A 13,612-nucleotide genomic window follows, 5' to 3' on the forward strand; every position below is an offset into this window, starting at 1 on the left:
GCCGCCTCGATAACTGTTAACGCGATCTTTGCCGATATGATCTGGAACCATCGCATTACACGTATCACCGTCGGCCTGCTGCTGTTGGCAATCGCAATTATCGTGTCGCTGCCGACAATTACGGGCTTCACCAGTCGCGACGGCACCGTCAACGCCCGCTTCGCCATCATCAACGCGCCCATCGACGGCGTCATCGCCGGAGAGCCCGCCAAGGTCGGCGCCCCTGTCAAAGAGGGCCAGACGCTCGCGGAAATCAGCAATCCGCGCGTGAACCGTGCGATCCTTGCCTCGCTCGAGGCGGATCGCAATACAGCGCGCGACCGCGTCACGGCCCTGAAGAAGGAGCGCGACGAACTTTCACAGCTTCGTGGGCAGCTATCGGGCCGGATGGAAATCTTCAAGCAGGCGACGATTTCCAATTTGGAACGCGAGGTCGAAATCCTGCGGAAGAAAGTCGAAGTCTCGCAAGCCCAAGATCTTGCCGCACAGGTCGACCTGAACCGCCGGATGGACCTGGAATCAAAGGGTATTCTCACCCAAAGGATGGTTGACGCGGCGCGCGCCGCCGGTGCTGCGACGGGCGGCGAGGTCGAAATCAGCAATCTGACCGTCGACCAGCTGGAACAGCGGCTCAATGCGCTTCGCCAGGGGATCTTCGTTTCCGGCGACGGGCAGAATGATGTTCCCTATTCGCGTCAACGCGAAGACGAGGTCATTGTCCGCATCGGCGACCTGAACTCACGCATCGCGGAAAACGAGACACGGGCCGCCGAGGTGGAAAAGCAGCTGACCGAAGAAGGCAGCCGCGTCAGCAGTCTTGAATCGGCAGCAGCGACGGCGCCGTTCGATGGCGTGGTCTGGAGCAGAAACATCGTCAACGGCTCCAATGTCGTGCTCAACAACGAACTCGTACGCCTGCTCGATTGCCGGGAACTGTTTGTCGATATTCTCGTTCCCGAAGTCGACTATGACGAGATTTATCCGGGACTTGATGCGCAGGTGCGGCTGTTCGGACGTAGCGACGTCTTCAAGGGTACGGTCACCTCGGTAAAAGGCAGCTCAGCGGCGCTCGAGAGCGATTCCTTTGCGGCCAGCCTGCCGGTATCGTCGCAGCGGAACGCCCGCATTCGGGTTCGCCTCGAACCGTCCTTCATGAACAGCGACTTTGCCAATTTCTGCCAGGTGGGCCGAACGGTCCAGGTCCGGTTTCCCAAACATAGCGTCGGCTTGTCGAATTGGGTCAAAAACCTGTGGTTCAGTATCTTCTAGCACTGGCACCAACCTTTCTGGTTGCTGCCCTTTTTCTTCTGGGGCCGTTCAATTGGTCGCGCCATCATACCTGGACCCGTGCCATTACCTGTGCGCTCGTCGGGGCGGTCGCACTGCGCTACATGCTCTGGCGGCTGACGGAAACCGTTCTTCCCTATCCCTATGACGGCTTCAATTTCTATTGGGTCTGGTTCGTCTTCATCGTCGAGTTGCTGGCCTTCACGGAGGTCGTGCTTTTTCTCGTTCTGATGAGCCGCTATGTCGATCGCAGTGCGGAGGCCGACCGGCTGGCGAAAAGCTTCTTTGCCCGCGATGAGGCCGAACTGCCGACGGTGGATGTCTTCATTCCCACCTACAACGAGCCGCTCGACGTGCTCGAAAGAACCATCGTCGGGGCGCTCTCGCTCGATTATCCCGCCGACAAGCTGAAAGTCTACGTGCTCGACGACCAGCGCCGCGACTGGCTCAAGCGCTTTTGCGAGGAAAAGAACGCCATCCACGTCACGCGCGGCGATAATTCGCACGCCAAGGCGGGCAACATGAACAACGGGTTGAAGGTCAGCTCGGGCGAATTCGTTGCCGTCTTCGACGCGGATTTCGTGCCCTATCGGCATTTCCTGCGCCGAACCCTGCCCTTCTTTTCCGATGAAAGCATCGGCATCGTGCAGACGCCGCAACATTTCTTCAACGTCGATCCGGTGCAGTCGAACCTGGGTCTGGAGAATATCTGGCCGGACGAGCAGCGCCTGTTCTTCGACGAGATCGCCCCCAGCAGGGACACCTGGGACGTCAGCTTTTGCTGCGGCTCGTGCTCCATCGCCCGTCGCAAGGCCGTCGATGCCATCGGCGGCTTTCCAACGGAGTCGATCACCGAGGATCTGCTGACGACGCTCTCCATGCTCAACAGGGGCTACAAGACGCGCTATCTGAACGAACGCCTATCGATGGGCCTGGCGGCCGAGAATCTGACCGGCTATTTCGTGCAGCGCGAGCGCTGGTGTCAGGGGGGCATTCAGACGCTTTATCTGCACAACGGCCCACTGCGCGGTCCGGGACTGTCCCCCTTCCAGCGGATCATGTTCCTGCCGGCCTCATGGCTGGTGCAATATCTCGTGCGCTTCATGATATTGATCGTGCCGATCGTCTATCTCTGGTTCGGCCTGCTACCGCTCTATTTCACCGACATCGCCGACTATGTTTCCTATCAGGTGCCGCTGCTGACGGCCTATTTCCTTCTCATGCTGTGGATAACGCCGACGCGTTACCTGCCGGTGATTTCCAGCGCGGTCGGAACTTTTGCCACCTTCCGGATGCTGCCGACCGTGGTGTCGAGCCTGGTGCGGCCATTCGGCAAGCCGTTCAGGGTGACGCCCAAGGGCAGCGGCAACGAAGCCAACCAATTCGACAGATACAGCTTTGCCTGGATCGCCAGCCTGATCACCATCACCGCCGTCGGCCTTCTGATCAACATCGTGCCGGAAACGAGCAATGTTCAGGGCCAGTTTTCCCCGATCGCGGCCCTATGGGCGGGCATCAACATCGTCGTCCTGGTCATCGCCTCCCTCATCTGCTTTGAAAAGCCGCGGCGATTGTTTCATGCGTTCAGGCTCGAGGAGACTGCCGCGGTCGACGATGTTCCTGGCCAGGTCGTCAGCCTTGCTCTGGACAAGGCCGTCGTCGCGGTGCCCCCCGAGACCCGTTTTCAGTCCAGCTCGGTCCTGCTGAAGCTGGACGGCTTCGCGCCATTCAAAACAGAACTCAGACAGGTGACTCAACGGCGGCGAAGCATCAGCCGCGGCGGCGATCGGCAAGCCTACTATCTGCATCTGCATTTCGAGCTCGGCACAGCCGATCGCGATAGAATGATCGTGAAGCTCTATACCGGAGAATATTCGCAGGACATTCGCGACATCGACAAGGTCGCCGTCTCGGTCAATCTTCTGCTCAGATCATTCGGGCGAACGCGCACATTGTAGGCGATACTGAGTGGGTTGCCTGCCGCTTCCGCCTTCAGCCCACCAGCATCTGCGTAACCGCTGCAATCCCTCCTGGCATCTGGACGTGGCCGACCTCGGATCGGTCTTTACAATCTTCCGCGACCCGACCTCCGGCTTCACCGTGGCCATGCTTTGCGGAGGCTGCAAGGCTACCCGCTCATCTCACCGATAGAGCGGCACAGGCGCGCTCGATGCGCGACAGCGCCTCCTCGAGTTCCGTGACGGATGTCGCATAGGAAATGCGGAAATAGGGGCTGAGACCGAAAGCCGAACCGGGCACGACGGCGACATGCGCCTCTTCCAGCAGATAGACGCAGAAATCCGCATCCGTCTCGATCCTTTTGCCCGAGGGTGCGATGCGGCCGAGGAGACCGGCGCAGCTGGAAAAGGTGTAGAAGGCGCCTTCCGGTGTGCGGCAATCGATACCGTCGATGGCGTTCAGCCGGCGCACGACGAGGTCGCGCCGCTGCTGGAAGCTCGCGGCGCGCTCCTTCAGGAAAGCCTGCGGACCGGTCAGTGCGGCAACGGAAGCCGCCTGACTGACCGATGAGGGGCATGAGGTCGCCTGGCTCTGGACGACGGCCATGGCCTTGATCAGGTCGCGTGGGCCGCCGGCATAGCCGATGCGCCAGCCAGTCATGGCATAGGCTTTGGAAACGCCGTTGACGGTGAGCGTCCGGTTCTTCAGCCGCGGCTCGATCTGGGCGGGCGTCACGAAGGCGAAACCGTCATAGACAATATGCTCATACATGTCGTCGACCAGCAGCCAGACATGCGGATGGCGCAGCAATACCTCCAGCAGAGGCTTGTAGTCCTCTGCGCTATAGGCGGCGCCGGAGGGATTGGACGGCGAGTTCAGCAGGACCCAGCGGGTCCTCGGCGTGATCGCCGCCTCGAGCTTTTCCGCCGTCAGGCGAAAGCCGGAGGAGGCATCGCAGGCGATCAGAACCGGCCTGCCCTCGCAGATCTGCACGATATCGGAATAGGAGGTCCAATAGGGCGTCGGAATAATGACCTCATCGCCCGGATCGACCGTCGCCATGAGCGCGTTGAACAGGATCTGCTTGGCACCGGTCGCAACCGTCACTTCGTCCTGTTCGTAGACGAGGCCGTTTTCCCGCCGGAACTTTTCGCGGATCGCCGCCTTAAGCTCCGGCGTTCCGTCCAGCGCCGTATACTTGGTCTCGCCGCGTCGGATCGCCTCGCAGGCCGCCTCCTTTATATGGTCGGGCGTATCGAAATCGGGCTCACCCGCGCCGAGGATGATGACCGGCTTGCCTTCCCGTTTCATCGCCTGCGCCCGCGCGCCGATCTTCAGAATCTCGGAGACGCCGATGGAGGAAATCCGCGAGGCGGCGGAAAACGCCGCCTCCTTGATCGTGACATCGATCGTCATCGCCCGATCCTATTCGATATCGAAGGAAACGCCCTGCGCCAGCGGCAGAGCCTTCGAATAGTTGACGGTGTTGGTGGCGCGGCGCATGTAGGCCTTCCAGGCATCGGAGCCGGATTCACGACCGCCACCGGTTTCCTTCTCGCCACCGAAGGCGCCGCCGATTTCCGCGCCGGACGTGCCGATATTGACGTTGGCGATGCCGCAATCCGAGCCGTCGGCCGCAAGGAAGCGCTCGGCCTCGCGCATGTCGAGGGTAAAGATCGACGAGGACAGGCCGGCCGCCACGGCATTGTGCTGCACGATGACATCGTCGAAATCGCTGTATTTCATCACGTAGAGGATGGGCGCGAAGGTCTCCTCCAGCACGGGGCCGACCTGGCTTGCCATCTCGACCAGGGCCGGCTTGACGTAATAGCCGTTCTCATGGCCGGCATCGACGCGTTCGCCGCCGGTGATGCTGCCGCCCTCGCGCGCAGCTGCCGAAAGCGCCTTCTGCATGTTGTCGAAGGCGGGCTTGTCGATGAGCGGGCCGACGAGGGCCGAGGTTTCAAGGGGATTGCCGACCGAAACCGAGGAATAGGCCTTCTTCAGGCGCGGCACCAGCTGATCGTAAACGCTCTCATGCACGAAGAGGCGACGCAGGGTCGTGCAGCGTTGGCCGGCCGTTCCCATCGCTCCGAAGGCGATGGCCCGCAGCGCCATGTCGAGATCGGCCGACGGGCAGACGATGCCGGCATTGTTGCCGCCGAGTTCGAGAATGGCGCGCGCGAAACGCTTGGCAAGACGCGGGCCGACGTCGCGGCCCATACGCGTCGATCCCGTGGCGGAAACGAGCGGCACCTTCGGATGATCGACCAGAACTTCGCCGATGGCGCGATCGCCGACGAGCACCTGCGACAATCCTTCGGGCGCGTCACCGAAACGGGCGAGCGCGCGCTCGAAAAGCGCCTGCGAGGCAAGCGCGGTCAGCGGCGTCTTCTCCGATGGCTTCCAGACGACGGAATTGCCGCAGACGATGGCAAGCGCCGCATTCCACGCCCAGACGGCAACCGGGAAGTTGAAGGCGGAGATCACGCCGACCACGCCGAGCGGATGCCAGGTTTCCATCATGCGGTGGCCGGGGCGCTCGGTGGCGATGGTCAGGCCGTAGAGCTGGCGGGACAGGCCGACGGCGAAATCGCAGATGTCGATCATCTCCTGCACTTCGCCGAGACCTTCCGAAGGAATCTTGCCGGCCTCGATGGAGACGAGAAGGCCGAGATCGGCCTTGAAGGCACGCAGCTCCTCGCCGAACAGGCGGATCAGTTCGCCGCGCTTCGGCGCCGGCACCAGCCGCCAGGCGCGGAAGGCATCATCGGCCTTGGCGATCTTCACCGCCGCGTCGGCGGCGGAAACGGTCTTGAGGCTCGCGATCCGCTCCCCCGTCACCGGGCTGTAGGACGCCATGTCGCCGCCGGTATAAAGGTCGCGCGCAACGCCCATCTTCTCGAGCAGCACCGCTGCCTGCTGCGCGACGTTTGTGGTCTTGATCGAAACGTTCATGTCCTGCTTCCCGTTCTCAACGCTTGCGGCGGTCCGAACTAGCCATCCGAAACCGATCCAAACTGCAGCCGCCCGGGCTGCGATCCGTCAGCCATCCGCCCTCACACCTGAAGCAAGATGGTTCCAATCACGCATGATATAGACTGGAAAACCGCTTGTCTTATGAGATAAGCGGCTTTGTTGATGCGAAGCGGGAATGAACTGGTCAGCCACCCACCGGATGGCCCGAGGCGCCCCCGCCCGGCCTCTTCTTCAACCGGGCGGAATCAACAGCGCTCAGGCTTTATATCTTGGCGGCCTTGACGAAGGTCGGATCGAAGGTCTTGGCATAGGGCACGTCGGCAGAGGCCAATTCCGGATCGAGCGTTTTCAAGACGCTCATCATCGACGTGTAGCCTTCCTCGCTGATCATGCCATCGGGCGAATACATCTCCGTCGAATTCTTGAAGGTCTGGATATAGAGATCGCGGTTTCCGAGCAGGTATTCTTCGGGCACGGTGTCGGCCACATCTTCCGGCTTGGCCTGCCCGATCCATTTCAACGCCTTCAGGAAGGCATTGGTGACGCGCTGCGTCGTCACCGGATTGGCCTCGGCGAAACTGCGCTGGATATAGACCGTCGCGGCAGGATTGGGGCCACCGAAGAGCGCCCGTGTTCCGGCCTCGGTGCGCGTGTCGATCAGGACGGAGACCTGATCCTCATATTGAAGCTGGGCGATCACAGGATCGAGATGCGACAGGCCGTCCACTTCGCCGTTCTTGATCGCCGCGACGGCACTGGCGCCGCCGCCGATCCCGATCAGGGCGGCATCGGTGGCCGCAAGCCCGTTCTTCTGCAGCGCATATTGCAGCATCAGCGCGGTCGAGGAGCCCGGCGCCGTCACGCCGATCTTGCGGCCCTTGAGATCGGCCACCGACTTGATCTCGCCGGCGAGCTCCTTGCGCACGGCGATCACGATGCCGGGAAAACGCCCCAGGCCGCAAATGGCGACGATGTCCTGCCCCTTGTTCTGCATGCGGATCGTATGCTCGTAGGCGCCGGCAACGACATCGACCGAACCGCCGATCAGAGCCTGCAACGACTTGGCACCGCCGGCAAAATCATTGATGGTGACGTTCAACCCCTCCTCCTTGAAGAAGCCCTTCTTCTCCGCAATCGTCAGCGGCAGATAATAGAGCAGCGGCTTGCCGCCCACGGCCAGCGTCAGATCCGGCTTTTCCGGCTTCGCGTCGTCGGCGATCGCCGGCCCGCTCGCCTGAAGAAAGGCGGCAGCGCCGATGCTGGCCGTGCCGATCAAGAATGTCCTGCGTTCCATGTTTTCCTCCAAGATTGAGATCGTCTAATGCCGCCATCGCAGCATATGCTGCTCCACCTTCGTCATCAGCCAGTCGACGACGAGAACGAAGACCATCAGCACGAACATGCCGGCAAAGACGCCGGTCACGTCGAACACGCCTTCGGCCTGCTGGATGAGATAGCCCAGCCCTGCGGCGGATCCCAGATATTCGCCGACCACCGCGCCGACGACGGCAAAGCCGACCGAAGTATGCAGGCTCGAAAACATCCAGGAGAGCGCCGAGGGAATATAGACATGGCGCAGCAGCTGCCGCTCGTTCATGCCGAGCATGCGGGCATTGGCCAGCACCGTCGGGCTCACTTCCTTCACGCCCTGATAGACGTTGAAGAAGACGATGAAGAAGACCAGCGTGACGCCGAGCGCCACCTTCGACCAGATACCGAGGCCGAACCACAGCGCGAAGATCGGCGCGAGCACGACGCGCGGCAGGGCATTGGCGGCCTTGACATAGGGATCGAAAACGGCGGCGACGATAGGACGCCGCGCGAACCAGAAGCCGAAGACCACGCCGCCGATCGCGCCGATGGCAAATGCCAGCAGGGATTCCGACAGCGTCACCCATAGATGATACCAGATCGAGCCATCGGTGAACCATTTGCCGACCCGCTTGGCGACGCTGAGCGGATCGGCGAAGAAGAAGGCGGCGGTTCGCGGGTTACCGAAGAGATGCGTCGAGGTCGCGAGATACCAGGCGACGACGATGACGATCGCCACCAGCAATTGGCAGGCAAGGAGCTTCGGTCTGGTCATTGGGCGACCACGTTGGTCTGCTGATAGGCGGTCATGACTTCCTGGCGCAGCGCATGCCAGATGCTCCTGTGCAGCTCGGTAAAGGCCGGGTCATGGCGGATTTCGGCGATATCGCGCGGTCTCGGAATGGAAACGCGGAAATCGCCGATGATCTCCGATCTCGGCCCCGCCGACATGATGACGATGCGGTCGGCAAGCGCGATCGCCTCGTCGAGGTCATGCGTGACGAACATCACCGCCTTCTTGTCCTCCGACCAGAGTTTCAGCAGAAGATCGCCCATGATAAGGCGTGTCTGCGCATCGAGCGGACCGAACGGTTCATCCATCAGCAGCAGTTTCGGATTGCGAATGAGCACCTGCGCCAATCCGACCCGCTTGCGCTGGCCGCCGGACAGCATGCGCGGATAACGGTCACCAAAGCCACCAAGACCGACGCGGTCTAGCCATTGCTGCGCCGATACCCGCGCTTCGTCCGCCCGCACCCCGGACACTTCCAGGCCGATGGCGACATTTTCAAGCACGGTCTTCCAGGGCATCAGGGAATCCTGCTGAAACAGATAGCCAGCTTCGCGGTTCAGCCCCTTCAGCGGACGCCCGAAAATCTCGACTGTCCCGGAGGCGGGCTCCAGCAATCCTGCCGCCACATTGAGCAGCGTCGACTTGCCGCAACCCGTCGGCCCGACGATGGCCAGGAACTCATCGTCCGCCACATCGAGATCGGTGTCGGCGACCGCGTCGAAGCGCTTGCCGCCGGCGATCCCGAAAGAAATCGACACCTTGTCCAAGCGAACGGCCCGACGAACCGCTGTGCCCGCGGTCTCGGCCTGCGATCCAAAATTCTTCAACTCTTCAGAACCCGTCATTCAACATGTAGACATCAAGGGGCCGGGCATATCGGAGAACACACAAGCAGGATCGCGCGGCAGCGCGCCGCCATCGATCGCGATCCAACCCGCGTCTTGACCATTCGCAAACGCCAGCACGACCATAAGACCGGCCAATACCGCTAAACCGCCTTCACGATGACAGGATCGAGCTGGCCGCCTTGCTTCCTCCTCCAAGCAGACCGGAACGTCGCCAATCTGGCATCATGCGAATTATTTTTCCATAGGATTTTCGTCGCAAATCGATCGCCGAACCCCGCAGACGATGTTTTCGGCAGCGGCCGTCGCTCACTTCGATGTGGCAAGGCGTGGTTCGCGTTGAAAGCGAAAAATGGACATTTGCATGGTCCGTGCGTCGCCAAATGGGGTATCCTTGGCCACCATTGCGTCCATCAACGGAGCGAAAGGCAATGACCGGCAAGACATCCGACACGCCGACGCCGCCCCTCCTGTCCGGCGGCAATCCTCAGATCGCCAAGGCCCATGGCGATGCTCCGGTGCAGGCCTATATCGCGGCCATGCCGGGCTGGAAGAGCGATGCCGGCCGCCATATCGACGCCCTGATCGTGCACGCTGTCCCCGACGTGCGCAAGGCGGTCAAATGGAACTCGCCGCTTTATGGCATGGAGGATCAGGGCTGGTTCCTCGGCATCCATTGCTTCACGACATACATCAAGGTAGCCTTCTTCCGCGGCGCGTCGCTGCATCCGGTCCCGCCCGGCGAATCCAAGACTGCGCAGACGCGCTACCTCAACATCCGCGAGACAGATCGGCTCGACGAGGGCCAGTTCGTCGATTGGGTGCGGCAAGCCAGCCGATTACCGGGCGAGCGCATGTGAGGAGGCGACAATGGCGAGGGAGGCGACGGCGACCATGACGAAAAGCGGCTCCGAGGAAGGAGAGGTTTCTCCCTCTTTGCTGATCGATGCGAGGATCAAGGAACTGGGCGACTGGCGCGGCGCGATGCTCGCGCGCGTCCGAGCGCTCATCAAGCAAGCCGATCCGGAGGTGGCCGAAGAGTGGAAATGGCGCGGCGTTCCGGTGTGGTCGCATGCCGGCATCATCTGCACCGGCGAGACCTACAAGGCCGTCGTAAAACTGACCTTCGCCAAGGGTGCCGCCCTGCCGGACCCATCCGGCCTGTTCAATTCCAGCCTCGACGGCAACACAAGGCGCGCCATCGACTTCCACAGGGGCGACGTGATCGATGAAGAGGCATTGAAGGCACTCATTCGTGCCGCTGTCGCGCTGAACGGGTCGCGGCCACCCTCCGCTGCCCGCAGATCCAAAAGCGCCTGACCGCATCTGCCAAGCCAGAAGCGCCCCGCCGATCAGAAGGTCGGCGGCGTGCAGGCGCTGATGACTTCGCAAGGAACAGGACCGACGCAGCGAAACCGGTGCGGTCGCCGGCTCTCGAAATAATAGGCGTCACCCGGCCCCAGAATGCGCCGCTCGTCGTCGACGGTGACCTCCAGCCGCCCCGACAGGATGATGCCTCCCTCCTCACCCTCGTGCACGAGCGGCACCTTGCCGGTGTCGGCGCCGGGCTGGTAGCACTCCCGGAGCATTTGCAGGCTGCGGCCGAACAGGCTTTCGCCGACCTGCCGATAGGAGATCGCGCCCTTGCCGATCTCGACAAGCTCTTCGGCCGCATAAAAGGCCCGCCTCGGGCGCTCGGGCTCGAAGGCGAAGAATTCGGCAAGACCGATGGGGATGCCGTCGAGGATCCGCTTCAGCGCACCGACCGACGGATTGGAGGAATTCGATTCGATCAGCGAGATCGTCGAATTGGTCACGCCAGCCCGTTTGGCGAGCTCGCGCTGCGAAAGATTGTGCATCATCCGGAGATGACGCAGGCGATTGCCGATATCGACGGTCATGCGATGCGTTTCACCTGTTGCGAATATCGAACAATACAAAACTGTGATGATTAGAATCAATAGGTTGCAGAAAGCCAGAAAAGGACTTGTTGGATTTTGAAAATCGCCGAAACTCCGCGCACGCTTCATAAGGAGATATAGCGATGGACCAGATCAACATGTCCAACCGGCCGTCCCTGGATAATTTCTGGATGCCGTTCACGGCGAACCGGCAATTCAAGGCAGCACCCCGCCTGCTCGCCTCGGCCGAGGGGATGTATTACACCGATGTCGACGGCAACAAGGTGCTGGACGGAACCTCGGGTCTCTGGTGCGTCAATGCCGGTCACGGACGCAAGCGCATCGCCGACGCCGTTGCCCATCAGCTTCTGGAGATGGATTTCGCGCCGACCTTCCAGATGGGCCATCCGATCGCCTTCGACTTTGCCGAGAAGCTGGCGAAGATCGCCCCCGGCGGGCCGGGCGCCAAGCTGGATCGGGTCTTCTTCACAGGTTCCGGTTCCGAATCCGTGGACACGGCGCTGAAGATCGCCATCGCCTATCAGCGCTCCATCGGCCAGGGCACGCGCACCCGCGTCATCGGCCGCGAGAAGGGCTATCACGGCGTTGGCTTCGGCGGCATTTCCGTCGGCGGCCTCGTCAACAACCGCCGTGTCTTCCCGCAGATCCCCGCCGATCATATGCGCCATACGCTCGACATCGAGCGCAACGGCTTCTCCAAGGGGCTGCCGCAGCATGGCGTCGAGCTGGCCGAGGATCTCGAGCGCCTCGTCGCCCTGCATGGCGCCGAAACCATCGCCGCCGTCATCGTCGAGCCGATGTCCGGTTCGGCCGGCGTGATCCTGCCGCCGAAGGGTTATCTGGAGCGCCTGCGCGCCATCGCCGACAAATACGGCATCCTGCTGATCTTCGACGAAGTCATCACCGGCTTCGGTCGTCTGGGCACGCCTTTCGCCACCGATTATTTCGGCGTCGTGCCCGATCTCGTCACGGCGGCGAAGGGCCTCACCAACGGCGCCATTCCGATGGGCGCGGTCTTTGCCAGCCGCAAGGTATACGACGCCCTGATGACCGGCCCGGAAAACCAGATCGAGCTCTTCCACGGCTATACCTATTCCGGCCATCCGGTGGCGAGCGCCGCCGGCATCGCCACGCTGGAGATCTATGAGGAAGAAGGCCTGCTGACGCGCGGTGCGGCGCTTGCCGAAACCTGGCAGGAGGCGCTGCATTCGCTGAAGGACCTGCCGCATGTGGTCGATATCCGTAACCTCGGGCTCGTCGGCGCGATCGAACTTGCGCCGCGCGACGGCGCTCCCGGCACGCGCGCCTACGACGTTTTCGTCGATTGCTTCCGCAATGGCCTGCTGATCCGCGTCACCGGCGATATTATCGCGCTGTCGCCGCCCTTGATCATCGAGGCCGACGAGATCGGAAAGATCGTGTCGATCCTCGCCGATGCGCTGAAGCGCGCGCAGTAAGCCGCTAAACTCCAAAGTATCTGACCGGCGGACCCTCGCCGGTCAGAACTAGCATGGGCGCCATCCCCCCCAACGGCTCGTCGGGAACGATCACACCGCCCCGTCCTTGCGATGCCGTCGTACGCTCTCGATGAAGCGCTGGACGACCCCGGACGGGGTCTCATCGCGATAGGCGAGATGCAACGGCGCGATCAGGCCCGCCGATGTCTCGATCCGGAAATAGGCGACGCCATTGGCTTCGAGACGCGCCATGGATTCGGGAACGACCGAGATCCCGAGGCTCGCGGCGACAAGGCTCAGCGTCGACAGCATGCGCGGCGCTTCCTGGCCGATCCGCGGGCTGAAGCCGGCCGCGCGGCAGGCCGCGATAATGCTGTCATACAATCCCGGACCGGATGGGCGGCGGTAGAGGATGAAGGTCTCGTTTGCCAGGCCGAGAAGCGGAAGACGTCGCGGTGATATGCCATGCTTGCGTCGTGATGGGGCTCCCGTCACCAGCGGATGCTGATCGGGCAGCGCCACCAGCATCTCCTCGACAAGAATGGGCTCGATGATCAGTCCCGCCGAGGCATCGACCGGCGAACGGACAAAGGCGACGTCAAGCCGCCCGGCCCGCAAGGCTTCGATCAGATCGCCGGTGCTGGCCTCCTCAAGGACGAGCGATACATCCGGCGCCGATTGCTTGAGAGAACGGACCATCGAGGACACCAGCGGATGAAAGGCGGCCGAACTGGTGAAACCGACGGCAAGGTTTCCCTGCTCGCCGCGCGCCGAGCGCTGCGTCGCCTCAACCGCCAGATCCACATCGCCGAGGATGAGGCGTGCTCTTTCCACGAAAACCTCGCCGGCCGCGGTCAATGCGACCCCGCGCGGCAGGCGGTGGAACAATGGCGTGCCGAGCATGGTCTCCAGCGCGCGGATCTGCTGGCTGAGCGGCGGTTGCTGGATGCCGAGCTGCACGGCGGCCCGCGTCATATGTCCCGCATCGGCAACGGCGACGGCATAGCGCAAATGGCGAAGTTCGATCATATCCATATCCATAACATATGGATTATGCTT

The 13,612-nt window shown here is 62.1% G+C and carries 12 protein-coding genes; 5 read left to right on the forward strand and 7 right to left on the reverse strand.

The genetic code is table 11. The annotated features are described in order from the left end of the window. Positions 1 to 36 precede the first annotated feature (36 nt). Together FHX11_RS18030 and FHX11_RS18035 are read left to right on the forward strand one after the other, a co-directional pair. Positions 37 to 1,269 carry an HlyD family efflux transporter periplasmic adaptor subunit gene (locus FHX11_RS18030; protein WP_184359429.1) on the forward strand — a complete coding sequence of 411 codons (1,233 nt, stop codon included), beginning with the start codon at positions 37 to 39 and terminating at the stop codon, positions 1,267 to 1,269. Further along, the gene (locus FHX11_RS18035; protein ID WP_184359029.1) at positions 1,251 to 3,245 is read left to right on the forward strand and encodes a glycosyltransferase; all 1,995 of its coding nucleotides are present in this window, start codon (positions 1,251 to 1,253) and stop codon (positions 3,243 to 3,245) included. The genes FHX11_RS18030 and FHX11_RS18035 overlap by 19 nt, the downstream gene beginning before the upstream one ends. Positions 3,246 to 3,423: 178 nt before the next feature. Here the strand turns inward: FHX11_RS18035 and FHX11_RS18040 are convergent, their stop codons facing one another. The 5 genes from FHX11_RS18040 to FHX11_RS18060 form a co-directional block, all read right to left on the reverse strand. Next, positions 3,424 to 4,662, reverse strand: a complete 1,239-nt coding sequence (locus tag FHX11_RS18040) for a pyridoxal phosphate-dependent aminotransferase (protein ID WP_184359030.1) — start codon at positions 4,660 to 4,662, stop codon at positions 3,424 to 3,426. Positions 4,663 to 4,671: 9 nt separating this feature from the next. Continuing rightward, positions 4,672 to 6,204 (reverse strand): aldehyde dehydrogenase family protein, encoded by a 1,533-nt coding sequence (locus FHX11_RS18045; RefSeq protein WP_184359031.1) that lies wholly within the window; start codon positions 6,202 to 6,204, stop codon positions 4,672 to 4,674. Between the two features lie 283 nt (positions 6,205 to 6,487). After that, positions 6,488 to 7,519, reverse strand: a complete 1,032-nt coding sequence (locus FHX11_RS18050; protein ID WP_184359032.1) for an ABC transporter substrate-binding protein — start codon at positions 7,517 to 7,519, stop codon at positions 6,488 to 6,490. Positions 7,520 to 7,543: 24 nt separating this feature from the next. Next, the gene (locus FHX11_RS18055) at positions 7,544 to 8,311 is read right to left on the reverse strand and encodes an ABC transporter permease (protein WP_184359033.1); all 768 of its coding nucleotides are present in this window, start codon (positions 8,309 to 8,311) and stop codon (positions 7,544 to 7,546) included. Then, positions 8,308 to 9,174 carry an ABC transporter ATP-binding protein gene (locus FHX11_RS18060; protein ID WP_246781061.1) on the reverse strand — a complete coding sequence of 289 codons (867 nt, stop codon included), beginning with the start codon at positions 9,172 to 9,174 and terminating at the stop codon, positions 8,308 to 8,310. Before FHX11_RS18060 ends, FHX11_RS18055 begins: the two co-directional genes overlap by 4 nt. A 431-nt stretch (positions 9,175 to 9,605) precedes the next feature. On the opposite strand from FHX11_RS18060, the gene FHX11_RS18065 reads away from it, so the two are divergent. After that, positions 9,606 to 10,034 carry a DUF1801 domain-containing protein gene (locus FHX11_RS18065; RefSeq protein WP_246781062.1) on the forward strand — a complete coding sequence of 143 codons (429 nt, stop codon included), beginning with the start codon at positions 9,606 to 9,608 and terminating at the stop codon, positions 10,032 to 10,034. A 10-nt stretch (positions 10,035 to 10,044) separates the two neighbouring features. Beyond that, positions 10,045 to 10,494: a DUF1801 domain-containing protein gene (locus FHX11_RS18070; protein WP_246781063.1), complete on the forward strand. Its 450-nt coding sequence runs from the start codon at positions 10,045 to 10,047 to the stop codon at positions 10,492 to 10,494. A 32-nt stretch (positions 10,495 to 10,526) separates the two neighbouring features. On the opposite strand, the gene FHX11_RS18075 is transcribed toward FHX11_RS18070, so the two are convergent. Then, positions 10,527 to 11,075, reverse strand: a complete 549-nt coding sequence (locus tag FHX11_RS18075; RefSeq protein WP_184359035.1) for a cupin domain-containing protein — start codon at positions 11,073 to 11,075, stop codon at positions 10,527 to 10,529. 143 nt (positions 11,076 to 11,218) lie between these two features. Here FHX11_RS18075 and FHX11_RS18080 point away from each other — a divergent pair, with 143 nt between their 5' ends. Next, a complete protein-coding gene (locus FHX11_RS18080; protein WP_184359036.1) occupies positions 11,219 to 12,553 on the forward strand; it encodes an aspartate aminotransferase family protein in 1,335 nt (444 codons plus the stop codon). A gap of 90 nt (positions 12,554 to 12,643) precedes the next feature. On the opposite strand, the gene FHX11_RS18085 is transcribed toward FHX11_RS18080, so the two are convergent. After that, positions 12,644 to 13,582: a LysR family transcriptional regulator gene (locus FHX11_RS18085; protein WP_184359037.1), complete on the reverse strand. Its 939-nt coding sequence runs from the start codon at positions 13,580 to 13,582 to the stop codon at positions 12,644 to 12,646. Positions 13,583 to 13,612 lie beyond the last annotated feature (30 nt).

It is taken from the genome of Rhizobium sp. BK602 (genome assembly GCF_014195095.1).
Taxonomy (GTDB): domain Bacteria; phylum Pseudomonadota; class Alphaproteobacteria; order Rhizobiales; family Rhizobiaceae; genus Rhizobium.

Excerpts from the sequence above, each read along its gene's own strand:
- FHX11_RS18030 (WP_184359429.1), top strand. The coding sequence starts at position 37 with ATGATCTGGAACCATCGCATTACACGTATCACCGTCGGCCTGCTGCTG.
- FHX11_RS18040 (WP_184359030.1), bottom strand. The coding sequence starts at position 4,662 with ATGACGATCGATGTCACGATCAAGGAGGCGGCGTTTTCCGCCGCCTCG.
- FHX11_RS18045 (WP_184359031.1), bottom strand. The coding sequence starts at position 6,204 with ATGAACGTTTCGATCAAGACCACAAACGTCGCGCAGCAGGCAGCGGTG.
- FHX11_RS18050 (WP_184359032.1), bottom strand. The coding sequence starts at position 7,519 with ATGGAACGCAGGACATTCTTGATCGGCACGGCCAGCATCGGCGCTGCC.
- FHX11_RS18055 (WP_184359033.1), bottom strand. The coding sequence starts at position 8,311 with ATGACCAGACCGAAGCTCCTTGCCTGCCAATTGCTGGTGGCGATCGTC.
- FHX11_RS18060 (WP_246781061.1), bottom strand. The coding sequence starts at position 9,174 with ATGACGGGTTCTGAAGAGTTGAAGAATTTTGGATCGCAGGCCGAGACC.
- FHX11_RS18065 (WP_246781062.1), top strand. The coding sequence starts at position 9,606 with ATGACCGGCAAGACATCCGACACGCCGACGCCGCCCCTCCTGTCCGGC.
- FHX11_RS18070 (WP_246781063.1), top strand. The coding sequence starts at position 10,045 with ATGGCGAGGGAGGCGACGGCGACCATGACGAAAAGCGGCTCCGAGGAA.
- FHX11_RS18075 (WP_184359035.1), bottom strand. The coding sequence starts at position 11,075 with ATGACCGTCGATATCGGCAATCGCCTGCGTCATCTCCGGATGATGCAC.
- FHX11_RS18080 (WP_184359036.1), top strand. The coding sequence starts at position 11,219 with ATGGACCAGATCAACATGTCCAACCGGCCGTCCCTGGATAATTTCTGG.
- FHX11_RS18085 (WP_184359037.1), bottom strand. The coding sequence starts at position 13,582 with ATGATCGAACTTCGCCATTTGCGCTATGCCGTCGCCGTTGCCGATGCG.